Genomic DNA, 16,377 nt, shown 5'->3' on the forward strand with positions numbered 1-16,377 from the left:
TCCCCGCGCCAGCGGGGATAAACCGCGTCTTGATCTCTATACTCGATAAAACTACTGGTGTTCCCCGCGCCAGCGGGGATAAACCGTCCATTTTGCTGATCCCTTTGGTCTTCTGTAGGTGTTCCCCGCGCCAGCGGGGATAAACCGGAAAGCTATCTCCGTGAAACCGCCCCGGAAATGTGTTCCCCGCGCCAGCGGGGATAACCGCGGCCTTTTTGGACAGTCCAGAATAAATCGCAGTGTTCCCCGCGCCAGCGGGGATAAACCGCTGGATGCCACGGCCGCGAAAGGGAAAAAATCGTGTTCCCCGCGCCAGCGGGGATAAACCGTGAATTTACCCGAAACAAAAATTGATGTGATGATGTTCCCCGCGCCAGCGGGGATAAACCGGAAACCGCGCTGGGTTGGATAGATATCAACGTGTGTTCCCCGCGCCAGCGGGGATAAACCGTCTATTGAGGGTGTCGACATTTGCTGGATTGAGTGTTCCCCGCGCCAGCGGGGATAAACCGACGATAGCTATGACGCGGCTTGTCTCTTAACTGTGTTCCCCGCGCCAGCGGGGATAAACCGGTTTGACCGGTAAAGATTCGCGGCCTTTATAAGTGTTCCCCGCGCCAGCGGGGATAAACCGTAGTTTTGCCACACCCGCCGCAGCGGCGGAGTGTGTTCCCCGCGCCAGCGGGGATAAACCGCTCATCACCGGATCGCCGGGATACAATAAATCGTGTTCCCCGCGCCAGCGGGGATAAACCGCACACATCGCTGCCAAAGAATACTGCTATCTGGTGTTCCCCGCGCCAGCGGGGATAAACCGCCGCTGGTCAGCCGGTTCAGCGTCTTACCGACGTGTTCCCCGCGCCAGTGGGGATAAACCGAGCCTGCGCATTGGCGCGCATGATTGCCTGGTGTGTTCCCCGTGCCAGTGGGGATAAACCGTTTGCGTAGAAGCGCAATTACAACAGGCAAAAGTGTTCCCCGCGCCAGTGGGGATAAACCGGAACAATACAGCATCACTCTCGATGAGGTCTGCGTGTTCCCCGCGTCAGCGGGGATAAACCGCCCAATATTTCGGAGTGGCCCAACGACGTAAAGTGTTCCCCGCGCCAGCGGGGATAAACCGTCTCATAAAGAAATCGCATTCGCCTGGCTGGCGTGTTATCAGCTTTACAAAACGAAAAGCCATACGCCGACTACAGGAATCGTATTCGGTTTTTAAATTTGTTTAGTCACATTAAATAAGATGTAAAAGCGGCGAGCCCAGCGGTTCGCCGCATAGCGCTTTTATTCACCGTAGCGTGAAGGCCAGATCTCTTTGGCCGGTGTTTTTATTTTTGCGGCGATGATCTGTTCCCCTTTCGGCCAGTGTCGGTACAGGGCGTTAGCAAGGGTGGAGGAGGAGAGTCCGTTTTCACGAGAGAGCGCGGCAAGCGAAGAACCTGATTTCTTGATGGCTGCAATGATGTCCGCCCGATGCCAGTCTTGTTTCATGGTCATAGTCCTGAGTAATGAATGGAAGAGGTTGGCTGTGTTGGCGGGCTGCAAATCCCGACCACTGGATTTTGCCAGTGGCGCGAGCATGTTACAGCAGCGTGATACAGGGGTAAATAAAGGCAATGCGAGGCGACTCGCAAAGCGGAAGGGAGCAAAGAAGATTGAGATTTTGGCTTGCCGGAAACCCTTCAGCGCAGTCGCCACTGCGCAATAAACCGGCATCCGGCGCGGGCTTGCTTGCAATTGGCGGGGGCAGGCGACATAATGCCGCCTGCGCGTTTAACGACGCCCTCAATGGGGGCCCTGTTGGTTCTCCCGCAACGCTACTTTGTTTACCTGGTCAGGTCCGGAAGGAAGCAGCCAAAGCAAAGGACGTGTGTGCCGGGATGTAGCTGGCAGGGCCCCCACCCATTTCTGCTCTCAATAATTCCTTTTTCTGTTCTATTCTGCTGATGAAACGACGCAAGCGGCGTATCAACGCATGCCGGATGCGACCAGCCTTTTGCTGACGACATCAGATGCTGTTTCCCACTAACCGTATATGTTTTCATCTGTTCGCATTCAGAGATGGATAATTCTCTCAGGCGTTTACCATCTTTATTGAAAAGCGCCGTCGGTTCACCAGGTAAAGCAGAATGGGCTTTAATTACGAATCGTGCGGTTATAAAGATCTCAGCTCATTTTTAAAAGATATGAAGGCAAATGCTGGTAAGCAATTAAATGCCTTTTTACATTTGTGTAAGAAGAACAGCGCATTGCTGTCGGCAATGGTAAATAAGGACTTTTACAATATGGCATATAACTATAACGGCAGCGACTTCGGCGATTATGACGTTAAAATTCGCAGAACGTATGAAAACCTGGAGAAGGGACGGTGATGAAAGCAAAAATGTTGCGCAGGGTTGGCGGTTTTTCACTCTTAATGGCGGTGTTTTCTTCGTATGCCGCGACACTACAGTCTGGCGTATATGAAGGTTTACTGCTGGCCGTCTCACCGACGGGAAAGATAACCGGCTATTACTCCGAATCGGCTGAAGACAGCGTGAAACGTACCTGCACTTTCTTTCTGGCAGGCCCTGTTTCAGCGCAACAGCCAGACGGCATCACTTCCTGGTCTTCATCTGTACTCTCGGGCCATATTACCGCGAATAATACGGGTGTCACATTAGCCATTCCCGATGGGCAAAATCATGCGGGTTGTATGAATGTGCTGATGCCTGAAATTGCGACAGGTCTGGAGCTGGAGACGACGCAGCAGACACACTGGCAAACGCTGATGCAGGTAAGCAGCCCACGGACTTATCTAAGCTCCACGCCTGATGCCGCGACCCGACGTAAAGCCTGGATCGTCAAAGGAGACGTGGTGGGGGTAATACAAACCCAGGGCGGCTGGACAGAGGTTGAGTATCCCGGCAACAGCGGAAAAATGACGCACGGCTGGGTGAATAGCAATGATGTTCAGCCGTTAACGCCGCCGGCATCCTGATCGGTTTATTTCTTTACTTAACTCAATATTGCCGGGCGACGCTTTCGCTTCGGCAATGTTTTTACGCGACTCCGTTGTTTTCCCCGCATGAACTTAATACCGAGCTACGATGCTAAAACAGAGACCACGTCAATGTGAAAGCAGATAGCCAATTAATAAGTACGATTAAAGAGAGATGGCCTGAGTGCGCCTTCATCTGGCGGTACAAAGGCCGTGTTCCACATGCTTCTGGTTGATTGAAAAGTAAGAGTTAGCCTTAGCTGGCAGGGCCCCACCCATTTCTACCTCACTCAATCCTTAGCGCCTGCATCGCTTCCAGCAGCGCTTCCATCTTCGGCGTTAATGTCTTTTTACGCGGCCACACCAGCATCAGCGGCAAGCCTTCCACGACTCGTTCCGGCAACAGTCGCACCAGCTCGCCCGCCGCTTCGGCTTCACGGGTAAGCCAGGTCGCCATCTGCGCCACGCCAAGCCCCGCTTTAACGGCCGACAGCTGCGCTTCGCCATCGCCTACCGCCATGCGCCACGGCGCGGGACGGTCCACCGCCTGGCCGTTCTCCTGCACAATGCGCCAGGCTTTATGGCTGCCGTCCGCCAGTTGATAAACAATCGCCCGATGCGACGGTAAATCTTCCACGCTGCGCACCGGCGGATGCCGCTCGAGGTAATCAGGCGCAGCGAAGAAGGCGCGCTTTTCCATGCCGAGCAGCATGGACGAAAGCGTCTGCGGATAGTCGAGCGGGCCGCCGATGCGCACGGCGAGATCGACCCCCTCATCAAACAGATCGAGAAAACGGTCGGAGAAGGCGAGGGTAAGGCGCAGCTCCGGGTTGGCGCTGGCGAAGCGGTTAAGGAGCGGCATCGCCTCTTTGCGGCCAAAAGTCTGCGGCAGGGCGATGTGCAATCTGCCTGCGGGAATGCGCCGCTGCGCCGCCAGCATCGCTTCGGTTTCGCTGAGCTCGCTCAGGATGCGCTGACAGGTGTCGTAATAGGCCTGGCCTGCGTCAGTTAACGCCATGCGGCGGGTGGTGCGGTCAAGCAGCCGCGAGCCCAGGCGGCTTTCAAGGCGCGCCACGCTTTTACTCACGGCGGAGCCGGTAAGGTTCAGCCGCCCGGCGGCGGCGCTAAAACTGCCGCATTCGACGGTCGCGACAAAGCAGCTTATGCCTTTCAGGTTTTCTTCGGTAATCATGATTGATGAATATTTTTCCCGTATGCCGCGATTTTATACCCGGGATAAGACTCACATTCCCGATTAAGCTTTATCTCACTACCTGAAGGAGAGTTCAATGCAGAAAAAAGCGCTTATCGCCGGGATCAGCGGCGTTGTGGGTTCCGCTACGGCGAAACGGTTACTGGAGCAGGGCTGGGACGTTTATGGCCTTTCGCGCGGGCGTACGCCGGTGCCAGAGGGCTGCCACTCCCTGACGGCGGATCTCACTTCTGAATCGTCCGTAAAAGAGGCGGTGAAAGAGATTACGCCGGACGCGCTCTTTTTCAGCGTCTGGGCGCGCCAGGCGAATGAAGAAGAGAATATTCGCGTTAACGGCGGCATGGTGCGTAACGTTATCGAGGCGCTGGGTGAAAAGCTCAACGGCAGCCACGTTGCGCTGGTCACCGGCCTGAAGCACTACCTCGGCCCGTTCGATGCCTACGGCAAAGGCGAAGTGCCGCTCACCCCCTTTCGTGAAGAGCAGGGCCGCCAGCCGGTCGCCAACTTCTATTACGCTCAGGAAGATGAGATGTTCGCCGGTGCGCAAAAGTATGGCTACAGCTGGAGCGTGCACCGTCCGCACACCATCATCGGCTACGCCATTGGCAACGCCATGAACATGGGCCAGACGCTGGCGGTTTACGCCTCGCTGTGTAAATTCCACGGCCTGCCGTTTGTCTTCCCGGGCTCAGCGGCGCAGTGGAATGGCGTAACGGACATGAGCAGCGCGAGCCTGGTTGCCGAGCAGCTGGAGTGGGCCGCCACGTCGCCTGCGGCGAAAAACGAAGATTTCAACACCGTGAACGGTGATGTGTTCCGCTGGAAATGGATGTGGTCAGAAATCGCCGCTTATTTCGGTATCGAGGCGGCGCCGTTCCCGGAAACGGAACAACCGCTGGAAGCGAGCATGGCGCGCCATAACGCTCCGGCATTGTGGCAAGCGGTCGCTCAGGCGCATCAGCTCAGTGAACCGGACGTCAACCGACTGGCCTCCTGGTGGCACACCGATGCCGACCTTGGCCGCCCGATGGAAGTGTTCACCGACATGAGCAAAAGCCGCAAAGCGGGCTTTCTGGCTTATCACTGCACCCGCGACGACTTGTTCGCGCTCTTTGATCAACTGAAGCGCGATAAGCTTATCCCGGCGTAATCTCGCATACCGCTCTGCCTTTCCAGGCGGGGCGGTAATTTCACTAATGTACTCCTTCCTTTATTTTTTATTGTCTGGCTTTATTCCTGTCTTAATAATGTCATTTAACTGTCATACTATTGTCATAATAATATTGTGTTCTTTTGTTATGCGCGCTTAATCGAATCAGGTAAGTCTTAGTGCTGGATATTAATAGCTATTTACGGTATTAAATAACCCCCTGCTTTTCTTCTCAAAGGATTTTCTTATGAGTACAGCGGTGCTTAACGTTAAAATTAGCGCAGAGTTAAAAGACCAGATCCGCCTTCATGCTGAGCAAAACAACGAAACCCTCAGCGCCATCACTGAAAAACTGCTCTCTCAGGCGCTGTTCGCGGCCAATGAATCGCCTGAGCCTGGCCATGAAGATATTGATAACCAGCATACCGAAGAAGAGGATATCTCCCCTCTCAATCCCAAAGAGATCAAAGCATTAAGAAAACTGCTGAAGAAGAAAAAATGAAAACGCAAACCACACTTCCTACGGCTTCCACCTATCGCGAAGCCTGTGAACTCCTGCGCTCGGGCTATGTGAAAAATGTTCGTCTGGGTTGGGATATCGGCAGCGACGAGTTTTTTCGTATTGCCTCAGACTGGTGCGATGCAGGCGCGAAAATAAAACGCGAAGAGGGCGTTTTTGTTATTTCCGTGAAAGGGTTTCCGATCCCGCGTCAGGCGTAATGGTAATGCAATAATAGTGACGCATTATTTTCATAAAAACGTCATAACCCCGACGTGTTGAGATGTCAGGATGCAGCTATAAAATAAAAACATGCCTCACCATCTCGCAATGTGCCATCACGGATGATGCTGTTTGTGACGAGCCTTCGGGCTCGTCATTTGTTTTTCCGCTTCTTATTTTCTTCCATCATTTAGCTGCAACATTGCCGTTTTATCCTGGCTTCGTTCTCAGTCAATAACGTGGCGGGAGTCCGGTATCGTGATGCGTCGCTTATTTTCCCTTGGTGAGATAACGCTTAACGTTGTCATGGGCGTCTGGTGCGCCTGGCTGCTGTTTATTCTTACGGTCTTTTTAAGCCGGGTAACGTTGAACATTCTGCATGCCTGAAAGGAGCCAGGCGGTGATGTCAGCAACAAGCAGAGCGTTTCTCCGGGTGGTTAAGAAGGTCAAGATAGCGCGTGACGTCGTCGCTTTCCCGGGCAGCGCGAAGCTGCAACGCCAGGTTCAGGCTGTCGAGCACCCGCGCATTGCTGACCAGTGGGTCATCGGCCTTCACGCGTCCTTCGCTAACCAGCCAGTCCGTCACGGTTTTCCAGCGCCAGAGGGGCGAGTTCCCCTTTACGCGTTGCACCGGGGAAGGAAAGTTGCGCGAACCGCGGGCGCCATCTTTCAGCAACGCTATCGCCTGGCGGGAGAGGCCCGTCAGTTCGGCAATATCGCTCAGGCCGACCAGTGCAGAATCCACCGACTCAACGCGTGCGTTAATGCCCGCCGATTCGATATCCCTGATGGCGCTCAGCACCGCCTTGCTCAACGTGTCGCATTCCCGATCAAACTCCAGCCAGACCGACGTGCCATAGAAGCAAATAAGCGCATCGTCGCAACCGCTGGCAAAGAGCGCGTCCTCAAGCCCTTCGGTGTCTGACGTGACGCCAGACAGGGTAAGCGTGAAATTGTAAAGTGCCATAGATCCCTCTTTTTTCAGTGTGTTGAAAAGGCGGGTCGCCCCGCCTTGTCGCGCTCAATGCTTAACAGGCTCGCAGCGCTCCACCAGCCGGATAATCTGTCTGGCGTGGCGCCGTGGGTCCCGGGGCGTAGACCAGATGCTCATCATGTGATCCCTGTGCTCCGGTATGCCGCACTTGAGTCGTCCGAAGCAATGCGAACGGTTGCCGCCCTGGACGAAATACCAGCCTTTTAACAACGCATAGTCGATGGCTGCCCGTATATCTTTATCAGGGTGTCCCTTCATTAGCCTCCTGCCTATCATGATAGTGTTGTTGACGCCTGTCAACGATTTTGTTGACGGATGTCAACGGCATCCTCTCTCTTCACTATCATTGCAAATGCGGCGGACTAAAGAATCTGGCTCTGGTTCACACTACGCGGCGCATCGCATTATTTCCGTTTTGTTCCAGCTGCAGCCAGAGCGGCTGCACGCTTTCCAGCGCCTGGCGCAGAAGTTCAGTCTCATGCGTGAAAGGCAGCCGCAGATAACGCTCAAAAGCGCCCTCTACGCCGAAGCGTGTGCCCGCGCCAAGGTGAACGCCGGCGTTTTCGGCGCTGGCGGCAAAGCGCGTCGCCAACGCGCCGGGCAATTCCACCCAGAAAGAGAGGCCGCCCGGCGGCGTAACGGTGCGCCAGCTCGGGTAAAGCTGCGCCAGCATCGCCGCGCAGTCATCCCGGCGTTTACGCAGCCACGCCCGCCGCGCCGGGAGAAAATCTTCGCTGTGGGAGATAAGTGAAGCGACCGCCAGTTGCTCAAGCACGGGCGAGCCTAAGTCCAGCGTATCGCGCACCTGAATCAGCGAGGCGATGGTTTTCGCGCTGGCGCGGATCCAGCCAAGCCGCAGCCCGCCCCAGAAGCTCTTGCCGGCGGAGCCCAGCGTAATCACCCGCTCATCTTCATCAAAGGCGGCAAGCGGTGGCGGGGGCGGCGCGTCATACCAGAGGTCAACCATCGTCTCGTCCACCACAAGCGTGGTGCGGGTACGGGCGGCGATGTGCGCCACCTGCGCACGGGTTTTCGCATCCATGCACTGTCCGGTCGGGTTATGAAAATCGGGCAACAGGTAAGCCAGACGCGGCGAGGTCTGGGCGATAGTGGCGGCAAGCCCGTCGGTATCCCAGCCCGTTTGCGGCAGCGCGACGGGCACCGGACGGCATGATGCGCCCTGAATGGCGGCGATGGCGAGCGGGTAGGTGGGGTGATCGACCACGACTCTGTCGCCGGGGCCTGTGAGCAGCCGTAACACCAGTGCGAAGCCGCTGACCGCACCGTTTACCACCATGATCTGTTCCGGCGTGGTCGGCAAACCGCGAGCCTGGTAACGTTGCGCAATGGCGGTTCGCAGCGGCGCGATCCCCTGCGGGTCATAACCCGTGCTGGCAAGGTGCGGCGGCAGCGCTATCAACGCCTGCTGGTAGGCATGATGGATTTCTGGCCCGGCGCTGAGGGCGGCGGTAGAGAGATCGAGCAGCGGCGTACCACCGGTGCGGGTAGGGATGCGCTCCCGGCTGGCGGGCAACTGCGTCACGGAACCGGAGCCATGGCGGCTCGTCAAATAACCTTCATCGCGCAACACGCCCAGCGCGCTGGCGACGGTGGTGCGGCTCACGTCGAGCGCCGCGGCAAACTCCCGCTCGCCGGGTAAACGGCTGTCCAGCGGCAGGCGGCCGTCGAGAATGAGCAGGCGCAGCGCATCCGCCAACTGGCGGTATACCGGGGCGCGGCTGTTTTCCTGCTGCCAGCGGCCAAGCTGGCGCAACAGAGAGGCAGTGGCGGTACGGCGAAGGCTCATAAGCAGTCCACTTTTTGAAAACTGGACCTTAATAGTAAGGCCGGAAAGCGTAAAGTGATAGCCATTCACGCAAAAGAGGATGAAAAAATGGTGCGTCGATTAATTCAGCTTTACACCGGCCTGGTGCTGTACGGCGTTTCCACGGCGATGTTCGTGCGGGCCGATCTGGGCGCCGACCCGTGGAACGTCTTTCACCTTGGCGTGGCGCGGATTTTTTCACTCAATATCGGCATGGTGATGATTCTGGTAGGCGCGCTGGTGCTGCTGTTGTGGATACCGCTGCGCCAGCGGCCGGGTCTCGGCACGGTAAGCAACGTGGTGGTGCTGGGGCTGGCGGCAGACGCGGCGCTGGCGGTGATGCCGCCAATGGAATCGCTCGTTGCCCGCGGCGTGCTGCTGGCGGCGGCGGTGGCAGTAAACGCGATCGCCACTGGCATGTATATTGGGGCTGGCTTTGGCGCCGGACCGCGCGACGGCCTGATGACCGGCATTCACGCTCGTACTGGCTGGTCGGTGCGCAGCATCCGCACCGCGATTGAAGTGACGGTGCTGCTGGCGGGATGGGCGATGGGCGGCACGTTTGGCGCCGGCACCGTATTATATGCGCTCACTATCGGACCGCTTATTCAGCTCTGCCTGCCATGGTTTCGCGTGGTCCCAGCCGCGCCAACAGCCGCTCGCCAGACGATCTGAACGGGCTGCGAAGCGCATCGCAACAGAAAAGCGGCGGCTGGTGTAGAATATCTTTTTTCCTCTAAGCCAGCCGCCATGAAGCCAAAAGCCATTACGCTCTACGACGTTGCCCGCCATGCGGGCGTCTCCTACCAGACCGTGTCGCGGGTGATAAACCAGGCGGAGCACGTATCAACGCGTACCCGCGAGAAAGTCGAACAGGCGATGGCGCAGCTGCACTACGTGCCTAACCGCGTGGCGCAGCAGCTCGCTGGCAAGCCCACCATGACGCTCGGGCTGGTAACCACGACGCTCGCGCTGCACGCCCCTTCGCAAATCGCCGCCGCCATGAAAATCCGTGCCAGCCAGCGCGGCTTCAGCGTGGTCATCTCTATGCTTGATGAAAACCTTCCCGAAGCCTGCCATGCGGCGGTGGACAATCTGCTGGCGCAGCGGGTGGATGGCGTGCTCATCAACGTGCCGCTGGAAGAGGAGGAGGCGGAGCGGCTGGCGCAGCGCTGCCATCCGCTGCCGACGCTGTTTCTTGATGTTGGGCCGCAGGCGCGGGTCAGCAGCCTGGTTTTCGATGCTTTTGCCGGCGCGCGGCTGGCGGTGGAACATATGCTGGCGCTTGGGCGCAGGCGTATCGCGCTCCTCGCCGGTCCGCAAAACGCGGTGTCGGCGCGCCTGCGCCACGATGGCTGGCTTGCGGCGCTCTCTAAGGCGGATCTGGAACCCTGCGCGGTGGCGCAGGGCGACTGGAGCGCCGCTTCCGGCTACCAGCAGTGCCACGCCTTGCTCGCCTCCCGGCCGGAGGCCATTATCGTCGCCAACGATCAAATGGCGCTGGGCGTGCTTCGCGCCTGCGCCGAGCGCGGCATCAACGTGCCGGAGGCGCTCTCGGTTATCGGTTATGACGACACCGCCGACAGCGCCTGGTACTCGCCGCCGCTCACCACCATTCGGCAGGATTTCCGCGAACTGGGCGAACAGGCGGTGGATGGACTGGTAGCGGGGCTTACGCAACCGCCGGGAGCCGGCCAGCGCGTGCTGCCGGTCTCTCTGGTTGAGCGCCGGACTACCGCGCCGCGCCAGGATGCGCCGGATGCGCAGCGCCTTGCCCAGGCGCTTCGCCAGTTGGCCGCAGAAGTGGCGCTGCTGAAAAACGCCTGATGCTTCTGTGATCCTCCTCGACGGATAACGATCTCCTGCTTTACCTGAGCGCAATCCTGGTGCATCGTGACTTCATTGTGAGCGCTTCGCAAAAATAGATGAGGTAACGATGACCGCCCCTGCCCAGACTGTTGCTTTACAGACGCTGCTGGCCCGCCGCGATTGGGAAAATCCGCTGGTAACCAGCCTTAACCGGCTTGATGCCCACCCGCCGTTTCACAGCTGGCGCACCGTGGAAGCGGCGCGTGAAGCGTCTGCCCAGGCGCACAGGCTAAGCCTGAACGGCCAGTGGCGGTTCTCTTTCTTCAGCGCACCGGAACAGGTGCCGGAAAGCTGGTTGTTGACCGATCTGCCGCAAGCAGCGGCGATGCCGGTGCCTTCCAACTGGCAGATGCAGGGTTTCGATACGCCGATTTACACCAACGTCACCTATCCCATTCCCGTCACGCCGCCCTGTGTGCCCAAAGAGAACCCGACCGGCGCAGGGGCAGACGCGCATTGTTTTTGACGGCGTAAACTCTGCGTTTTACCTCTTCTGCAATGGGCGCTGGGTAGGGTATTCGCAGGATAGTCGTCTGCCTGCGGAGTTTGACCTGAGCGGCGTGCTGCATGCCGGCCTTTCGCGACGTCACGCTACAGCACAAGCCCGCCACCCGCCTTGCGGATTACCAGGCCAGCACCCATTTGAATGAGGACTTTAGCCGCGCGACGCTCGAGGTGCTGGCGCGCGCGGAAGGCCCAGCCGTTGCCGCCTGCCGCGTGGCGCTGTCGCTCTGGCGCGACGGAGCGTGCGTCGCGCAGGGCGATAGCCCCTTCGGCAGCGAAATCATCGACGAGCGCGGCGCCTGGAGCGACCGCGTAACGCTGCGCCTGCCGGTGGAAAAACCGCTGCTGTGGAGCGCCGAAGCGCCGCATCTTTACCGGCTGGTGGTGGCGCTTTATGACGAGCATAACGCGCTGCTGGAAGCCGAGGCGTGCGACATCGGCTTTCGTAAGGTGGAGATCAGCGAAGGGCTGCTGAAACTCAACGGACAGCCGCTGCTTATCCGCGGCGTGAACCGCCACGAGCACCATCCCGAGCGTGGACAGGTGGTAGACGAAGAAACCATGCGCCGCGATATCGAACCGCAATCATCCCTGCATTATTATCTGGTCGCTCGGCAACGAATCGGGCCACGGGGCGAATCACGACGCGCTCTACCGTTGGATCAAATCCAACGATCCCACGGGCGAACACGGCGGCGACGGACATTATCTGCCCGATGTACGCCCGTGTGGACCAGGACCAGCCTTTCCCGGCGGTGCCGAAGTGGTCGCTGAAAAAGTGGATTGGCCTGCCTGGCGAAACCCGCCCGCTGATCCTCTGCGAGTATGCGCACGCGATGGGCAACAGCTTCGGCGGGTTCGCCCGCTACTGGCAGGCGTTTCGCGAGTTTCCGCGCCTGCAGGGCGGCTTTGTCTGGGACTGGGTCGACCAGGCGCTGTGTAAAACCGATGCCGACGGCAACACCTTTTGGGCGCTTTATGAAGCGCAGCGCGCCCAGCAATTCTTCCAGTTTCGTCTGGTTTCCCACACGCCGCTGATGGTGGAAGTGACCAGCGAATACCTTTTCCGCCGCACGGATAACGAACGGCTGCGCTGGCGGCTGGAAGTGGAAGGCGAAACGGCAGGACAGGGGGAGATGACGCTCGAGCTTGCGCCGCAGGGGAAACAGCTGTTTACGCTGACCCTGCCGGAAACCCTGCCGCCCGGCCAGCGCTGGCTGAATGTAGAAGTGGTGCAGCCGCAGGCGACCGCCTGGTCAGCAGCCGGACACCGCTGCGCGTGGGATCAGTGGCGGCTGCCGGCGCCGCTGGTTTTACCGGAGCCGATAGCGCAGGGCGAAACGCCGCAGCTCAAGGTTACCGAAACCGCGCTGCGCGTGCGGCAAGGCGAGAATACGTGGTGCTTCAACCGCCAGAGCGGCTGGCTGGAGCAATGGTGGCGCGACGGCCTGCCGACGCTGCTGTCGCCGCTTAAGGATAACTTCACCCGCGCGATGTATGAAATGACGGCGGAATGTCTGCGCTGCGAGGCGGTGACGACCGGGCGCGAGGTGCTTATCCGCACTCTTCACGCCTGGCGCCACGCGGGCCAGACGCTGTTTATCAGCGAGAAAAACTGGCGTATTGACGCCAGCGGCGCGCTGCACGGCAGCGTAGACGTGCAGGTAGCCCAGGGTATCCCGGCGCCCGCCCGCATCGGCCTGAGCTGCCAGCTTGCGGAAGTGGCGGAAGAGGTGCAGTGGCTGGGGCTGGGGCCGCATGAAAGCTACCCCGACAGACGCCTCGCGGCGCAACAGGGGCGCTGGACGCTGCCGTTAAACGCGCTGCATACGCCCTATATCTTCCCGGGCGAAAACGGCTTGCGCTGTGATACACATGAATTGCGCTACGGTTCGCATCTGCTACAGGGGGTGTTCCACTTTGGTTTGAGCCGCTACAGCGCGCAGCAGCTTAAAGAGACCAGCCATCGCCACCTGCTGCGCGAAGAGGCGGGCGTCAGGCTCAACCTCGACGCGTTCCATATGGGCGTGGGCGGCGACGACTCCTGGAGCCCCAGCGTCGCGCCAGAATTTATTTTCAATGAAGAACGTCTGCATTACAGCTTTAGCTGGCGACAGGCGTGAAACCGGGCGCGCCGCTACACTTATCCTCGCACGATCAACGCGGGCGCTTCGCCGCCCGTTCCTTCGTTACGGAGGTATGAAATGAACTATGTTGATGGTTTTGTCGTGGCGGTGCCTGCGGAAAATAAAGCGGCCTATCAGGCGCTGGCTGAAAAAGCCGCGCCGCTGTTTAAGGAGTTTGGCGCGCTGCGTGTCGTGGAGTGCTGGGCCGAAGATGTGCCCGACGGCAGGCTGACCGACTTTCGTCGCGCGGTACAGGCGCAGGATAACGAGGAGGTGGTGTTCAGTTGGATTGAATACCCCTCCAAAGAGGTGCGCGACGCCGCCAATGAAAAAATGATGGCGGACCCGCGCATGAAGGCGCTTGGCGATGAGATGCCTTTTGACGGCAAACGGATGATTTACGGCGGCTTTATGCCGATTCTGGATAACTAGTGCGACGAGCGGCGGATAAGCCCTTTTTGCGCTCAGGCACCTCGCCGTCAGTGCGAAACTAACCGGCCCCGGCGTAAGGCAGCGTGCGGGGCCGCTGCGGCCGCAGCCGCGCGTTGACGACTGCAACGATAAAAACGTTATCGTTTTCCGATATCGCCTCATCGTAAAGACGGCGCTCGACGCAAGCATAACACCCGGACGGTATGCCCGCTCCGCGTCATGATGTTATGCTCCGCTTTCCACTGCGCTAATCAGCGCCGCCGGGCCGGGTTCCAGCCAGTGCCGCGCCTTTTCAGTTGGGGGAACCCACTTTCTTTGTCATGGCGATCCTCGCGTTGCTTATACTTCCAGCGTAGAAGAGAAACCGCCGCCGCGCGCCTGTCGGGAAGGTGTCGGGCGCGTGTCGGGCGCGTGTCGTGGCGCTGGCGAACGCCTCGTTTTACGCTTGCCAGGTCTCGTTATCCGGAGGGGTTTATGAATAAGAATAGCGTTCGCGAACGGCGTCTCGCCAGGGCCTGGTCGCAAGAGCAACTGGCAGAGCTCGCTTCATTAAACGTGCGCACCATTCAGCGCATCGAAAACGGCGGCCAGGCGAGCCTGGATACCCTGGGCGCCATTGCCGCCGCCTTTGGCGTGAACGTCGCTGAGCTGACCCAGGAGGCCACGCCGCCCGGTCAGGATGACGCGCTGGATAAGCGCGTGAAGGCGGCCCGGGCGCGTCTTGCCCGCGAATCCGCCTTCTGGCGGCAGCTTATTACCTGGTTTGTGGTCTGTAGCGGGCTTACGCTCATTAACCTGTTTACGTCGCCCGGCCATTATTGGTTTATGTGGCCGACGCTTATCTGGGGCGGGCTTATCGCCGTGAGCGGGATAAAGCTTTTTGTGCTGGGGGACTGGCTGGCGCGCCGCCAGCAGCAGCGGCTACAGCAACTGTTACGTAAGTAGCGTGGCGTTTTGCTGATTAAACCAGGCGATATATTCGCCTGGCGGCAGGGCTTTGCTGTAGAGCCAGCCCTGCCCGTACTGCACGCCGTGCAGGCGCAGCCAGTCCGCCTGGCTTTCTGTTTCCACCCCTTCGGCCACCATTTCGAGCCGCAGGCTTTTCGCCATTTCGATGATGTGTGGCGTGACTTGCTTGTATTCCAGCGCGTCGACAAAGGATTTGTCGATTTTCAGAATATCGACGGGTAAATCCTGAAGGTAGCTCAGGCTGGAGTAGCCGGTGCCGAAATCGTCGATATAAACTTTATGCCCCGCTTCGCGCAGCCGCTCGATAACCGGCGAGGTGACTTTCGGGTCGGCGAAGCCGCGCTCGGTTATCTCCAGCGCTATCTGCTGCGGCTCCACCTGCCAGCGCGCCAGCAGCGGCGTGAGCAAATCGAGCAGGTCATCTGAAAATAAATCTTCCGGCGCAAGATTAATGGAAATATGCATGTCGGGATGAACGTGCAGGTAGTCGCCCAGATCGCGAAACACGCTCTGCACCACCTGACGCGTAATGCGCGAGATAAGCCCGGTTTGTTCGGCAAGCGGAATAAAAATATCGGGCGTTAGCATGGAGCCGTCCGGCTGCGGCCAGCGCACCAGCGCTTCGGCACCCACCACCCGACCGTTGGAAAGGTTGACGACAGGCTGATAATAGACCCGCAATTCGGAGGCGTTAATCGCATCCAGCAGTCGGTAGCGCGGCGACTGGATCCGTCGCAGCAGGCGCAGCATGAGCACCACGGCGAAGGCGCTTATCGCCACGCCGAGCGGCAGCCAGACCATCATCTGGTCGCGGCTCTCTTTTTCCAGCGGCAGGCGCGAGGCCCAGACCACCAGCGCAAAGCCGGATTCGGGCTGGCGACGGATGAGATAAACATTGCCCTGATATTCAAGCCTGCTGAGCTTTCCCTGCTGGGCGCGCTGCCAGACGCTCTCATCAAAGCGCACGCTGCTTGCGATGACCCGGTTCTGGTTCAGGCCAATCAGCGCCACCTCAATAGGCCAACTGCCGAAGGGGATAACGTCGATAAACGACATCGGATCCATCACGACAACATGCGATCCGATACCGAGCGCCACCATATAGTGATAAAAATTGAGATCGTTGCTTTGCGTAAACCAGACGGCGTAGCCTTCCGCGTTGATGCGATCGGGGCGCGGCCAGCGCATTTGCTCGCCGCGGCTTTCAAGCGAGGAACAGAGCAATGTGCGGTTGCGCATATACATCACTTCCTGAACGTGACGAAAGCTGAAGGTGAGCCGACGCATCGCCTGAAGGTGTGCAGGGCTGCAGGTTTCGCCCTGAAAACGGTTGATCTCCCACAGCGCGAGTTTTGCCTGCTCTTCCACCTGGCCGGTGCGACGTATCGTGCGGTCGGTATAACTGTTCAGTTCGCTGCGAAAGCGTTTTTCCGCCTGATGATGGGCAAACCAGATGCTGAACAGCACTGGCAGCAGCAGGGCCAGCGTCAGCATGCCGGTAATCAGACTTACTCGATGTTTTGTCTTCACGTCATCCCCAACTTTCCTGTTGATGTTTATACAAAACATCAGGCTCACGTTAGCATAGCGATCC

16 protein-coding genes, 1 other RNA gene, 1 pseudogene and 1 CRISPR repeat array (1 of these 19 cut by a window edge) are annotated in these 16,377 nt (G+C 58.7%); of the genes and pseudogenes, 12 read left to right on the forward strand and 6 right to left on the reverse strand.

Annotation, left to right across the window (positions count from 1 at the left end; genetic code table 11):
* Window positions 1-1,123: a CRISPR direct-repeat array (repeat unit 29 nt; unit sequence GTGTTCCCCGCGCCAGCGGGGATAAACCG) (it extends 1,834 nt beyond the left edge of the window).
* Between the two features lie 161 nt (window positions 1,124-1,284).
* Entirely contained in the window at window positions 1,285-1,497 is a 213-nt protein-coding gene (locus tag IEX01_RS01235; protein WP_024557422.1) for a helix-turn-helix domain-containing protein, read from the reverse strand.
* Window positions 1,498-1,798: 301 nt separating this feature from the next.
* Between IEX01_RS01235 and ffs the strand changes: the two genes are divergently transcribed.
* The 3 genes from ffs to IEX01_RS21470 all read left to right on the forward strand — a co-directional run bounded on the left by ffs (window position 1,799) and on the right by IEX01_RS21470 (window position 2,980).
* Window positions 1,799-1,895: signal recognition particle sRNA small type (ffs, locus tag IEX01_RS01240), an RNA gene on the forward strand.
* A gap of 234 nt (window positions 1,896-2,129) precedes the next feature.
* Window positions 2,130-2,372, forward strand: coding sequence for an N-acetylmuramidase domain-containing protein (locus tag IEX01_RS01245; protein WP_035888245.1), 243 nt, complete (start codon window positions 2,130-2,132; stop codon window positions 2,370-2,372).
* Window positions 2,372-2,980, forward strand: coding sequence for an SH3 domain-containing protein (locus IEX01_RS21470; RefSeq protein WP_229701796.1), 609 nt, complete (start codon window positions 2,372-2,374; stop codon window positions 2,978-2,980). Before IEX01_RS01245 ends, IEX01_RS21470 begins: the two co-directional genes overlap by 1 nt.
* Window positions 2,981-3,266: 286 nt before the next feature.
* On the opposite strand, the gene IEX01_RS01255 is transcribed toward IEX01_RS21470, so the two are convergent.
* The gene (locus tag IEX01_RS01255) at window positions 3,267-4,175 is read right to left on the reverse strand and encodes a LysR family transcriptional regulator (RefSeq protein WP_024557417.1); all 909 of its coding nucleotides are present in this window, start codon (window positions 4,173-4,175) and stop codon (window positions 3,267-3,269) included.
* 94 nt (window positions 4,176-4,269) lie between these two features.
* On the opposite strand from IEX01_RS01255, the gene IEX01_RS01260 reads away from it, so the two are divergent.
* The 4 genes from IEX01_RS01260 (at window position 4,270) to IEX01_RS21675 (ending at window position 6,451) form a co-directional block, all read left to right on the forward strand.
* On the forward strand, window positions 4,270-5,343 hold the full coding sequence (locus IEX01_RS01260) for an SDR family oxidoreductase (protein WP_188723134.1): 1,074 nt from the start codon (window positions 4,270-4,272) through the stop codon (window positions 5,341-5,343).
* Between the two features lie 247 nt (window positions 5,344-5,590).
* A complete protein-coding gene (locus IEX01_RS01265) occupies window positions 5,591-5,845 on the forward strand; it encodes a hypothetical protein (RefSeq protein WP_024561504.1) in 255 nt (84 codons plus the stop codon).
* Window positions 5,842-6,063 (forward strand): hypothetical protein, encoded by a 222-nt coding sequence (locus IEX01_RS01270; RefSeq protein ID WP_188723135.1) that lies wholly within the window; start codon window positions 5,842-5,844, stop codon window positions 6,061-6,063. Before IEX01_RS01265 ends, IEX01_RS01270 begins: the two co-directional genes overlap by 4 nt.
* A gap of 262 nt (window positions 6,064-6,325) precedes the next feature.
* The gene (locus IEX01_RS21675) at window positions 6,326-6,451 is read left to right on the forward strand and encodes a hypothetical protein (protein WP_268237236.1); all 126 of its coding nucleotides are present in this window, start codon (window positions 6,326-6,328) and stop codon (window positions 6,449-6,451) included.
* 19 nt (window positions 6,452-6,470) lie between these two features.
* Here the strand turns inward: IEX01_RS21675 and IEX01_RS01275 are convergent, their stop codons facing one another.
* The 3 genes from IEX01_RS01275 to yczR all read right to left on the reverse strand — a co-directional run bounded on the left by IEX01_RS01275 (window position 6,471) and on the right by yczR (window position 8,865).
* On the reverse strand, window positions 6,471-7,031 hold the full coding sequence (locus IEX01_RS01275) for a helix-turn-helix transcriptional regulator (protein WP_188723136.1): 561 nt from the start codon (window positions 7,029-7,031) through the stop codon (window positions 6,471-6,473).
* Window positions 7,032-7,085: 54 nt separating this feature from the next.
* On the reverse strand, window positions 7,086-7,316 hold the full coding sequence (locus IEX01_RS21475; protein ID WP_229701797.1) for a hypothetical protein: 231 nt from the start codon (window positions 7,314-7,316) through the stop codon (window positions 7,086-7,088).
* 124 nt (window positions 7,317-7,440) lie between these two features.
* The gene (yczR, locus tag IEX01_RS01280) at window positions 7,441-8,865 is read right to left on the reverse strand and encodes a MocR-like transcription factor YczR (protein ID WP_024561501.1); all 1,425 of its coding nucleotides are present in this window, start codon (window positions 8,863-8,865) and stop codon (window positions 7,441-7,443) included.
* Between the two features lie 87 nt (window positions 8,866-8,952).
* Between yczR and yczE the strand changes: the two genes are divergently transcribed.
* From yczE to IEX01_RS01305, 5 genes and pseudogenes are all read left to right on the forward strand, one after another.
* Entirely contained in the window at window positions 8,953-9,558 is a 606-nt protein-coding gene (yczE, locus tag IEX01_RS01285) for a membrane protein YczE (RefSeq protein ID WP_188723137.1), read from the forward strand.
* Window positions 9,559-9,633: 75 nt separating this feature from the next.
* Complete coding sequence (locus IEX01_RS01290; protein WP_188723138.1) at window positions 9,634-10,710, forward strand: LacI family DNA-binding transcriptional regulator; 1,077 nt, start codon at window positions 9,634-9,636, stop codon at window positions 10,708-10,710.
* 109 nt (window positions 10,711-10,819) lie between these two features.
* A pseudogene (locus IEX01_RS01295) lies at window positions 10,820-13,379 on the forward strand (beta-galactosidase small subunit-related protein).
* Between the two features lie 81 nt (window positions 13,380-13,460).
* Window positions 13,461-13,814 carry a DUF1428 domain-containing protein gene (locus tag IEX01_RS01300; protein WP_024557407.1) on the forward strand — a complete coding sequence of 118 codons (354 nt, stop codon included), beginning with the start codon at window positions 13,461-13,463 and terminating at the stop codon, window positions 13,812-13,814.
* 474 nt (window positions 13,815-14,288) lie between these two features.
* Window positions 14,289-14,759 carry a 2TM domain-containing protein gene (locus IEX01_RS01305; protein WP_024557406.1) on the forward strand — a complete coding sequence of 157 codons (471 nt, stop codon included), beginning with the start codon at window positions 14,289-14,291 and terminating at the stop codon, window positions 14,757-14,759.
* On the opposite strand, the gene pdeB is transcribed toward IEX01_RS01305, so the two are convergent.
* Complete coding sequence (gene pdeB / locus IEX01_RS01310; protein WP_024561496.1) at window positions 14,748-16,313, reverse strand: cyclic di-3',5'-guanosine monophosphate phosphodiesterase PdeB; 1,566 nt, start codon at window positions 16,311-16,313, stop codon at window positions 14,748-14,750. The two genes, IEX01_RS01305 and pdeB, sit on opposite strands and share 12 nt — an antisense overlap.
* Window positions 16,314-16,377: the final 64 nt, after the last annotated feature.

Origin of the sequence: Franconibacter daqui, from assembly GCF_014644275.1 — a bacterium.
In the GTDB taxonomy this organism is placed as follows: Bacteria; Pseudomonadota; Gammaproteobacteria; order Enterobacterales; family Enterobacteriaceae; genus Franconibacter; species Franconibacter pulveris.

What these genes read in the sequence shown, in the direction of transcription:
- yczR (WP_024561501.1), bottom strand. Translation starts at nt 8,865, where the DNA reads ATGAGCCTTCGCCGTACCGCCACTGCCTCTCTGTTGCGCCAGCTTGGC.
- IEX01_RS01235 (WP_024557422.1), bottom strand. Translation starts at nt 1,497, where the DNA reads ATGACCATGAAACAAGACTGGCATCGGGCGGACATCATTGCAGCCATC.
- IEX01_RS21470 (WP_229701796.1), top strand. Translation starts at nt 2,372, where the DNA reads ATGAAAGCAAAAATGTTGCGCAGGGTTGGCGGTTTTTCACTCTTAATG.
- IEX01_RS01275 (WP_188723136.1), bottom strand. Translation starts at nt 7,031, where the DNA reads ATGGCACTTTACAATTTCACGCTTACCCTGTCTGGCGTCACGTCAGAC.
- IEX01_RS21675 (WP_268237236.1), top strand. Translation starts at nt 6,326, where the DNA reads ATGCGTCGCTTATTTTCCCTTGGTGAGATAACGCTTAACGTTGTCATG.
- IEX01_RS01300 (WP_024557407.1), top strand. Translation starts at nt 13,461, where the DNA reads ATGAACTATGTTGATGGTTTTGTCGTGGCGGTGCCTGCGGAAAATAAA.
- yczE (WP_188723137.1), top strand. Translation starts at nt 8,953, where the DNA reads ATGGTGCGTCGATTAATTCAGCTTTACACCGGCCTGGTGCTGTACGGC.
- IEX01_RS01270 (WP_188723135.1), top strand. Translation starts at nt 5,842, where the DNA reads ATGAAAACGCAAACCACACTTCCTACGGCTTCCACCTATCGCGAAGCC.
- IEX01_RS21475 (WP_229701797.1), bottom strand. Translation starts at nt 7,316, where the DNA reads ATGAAGGGACACCCTGATAAAGATATACGGGCAGCCATCGACTATGCG.
- IEX01_RS01290 (WP_188723138.1), top strand. Translation starts at nt 9,634, where the DNA reads ATGAAGCCAAAAGCCATTACGCTCTACGACGTTGCCCGCCATGCGGGC.
- IEX01_RS01245 (WP_035888245.1), top strand. Translation starts at nt 2,130, where the DNA reads ATGGGCTTTAATTACGAATCGTGCGGTTATAAAGATCTCAGCTCATTT.
- IEX01_RS01305 (WP_024557406.1), top strand. Translation starts at nt 14,289, where the DNA reads ATGAATAAGAATAGCGTTCGCGAACGGCGTCTCGCCAGGGCCTGGTCG.
- IEX01_RS01260 (WP_188723134.1), top strand. Translation starts at nt 4,270, where the DNA reads ATGCAGAAAAAAGCGCTTATCGCCGGGATCAGCGGCGTTGTGGGTTCC.
- IEX01_RS01265 (WP_024561504.1), top strand. Translation starts at nt 5,591, where the DNA reads ATGAGTACAGCGGTGCTTAACGTTAAAATTAGCGCAGAGTTAAAAGAC.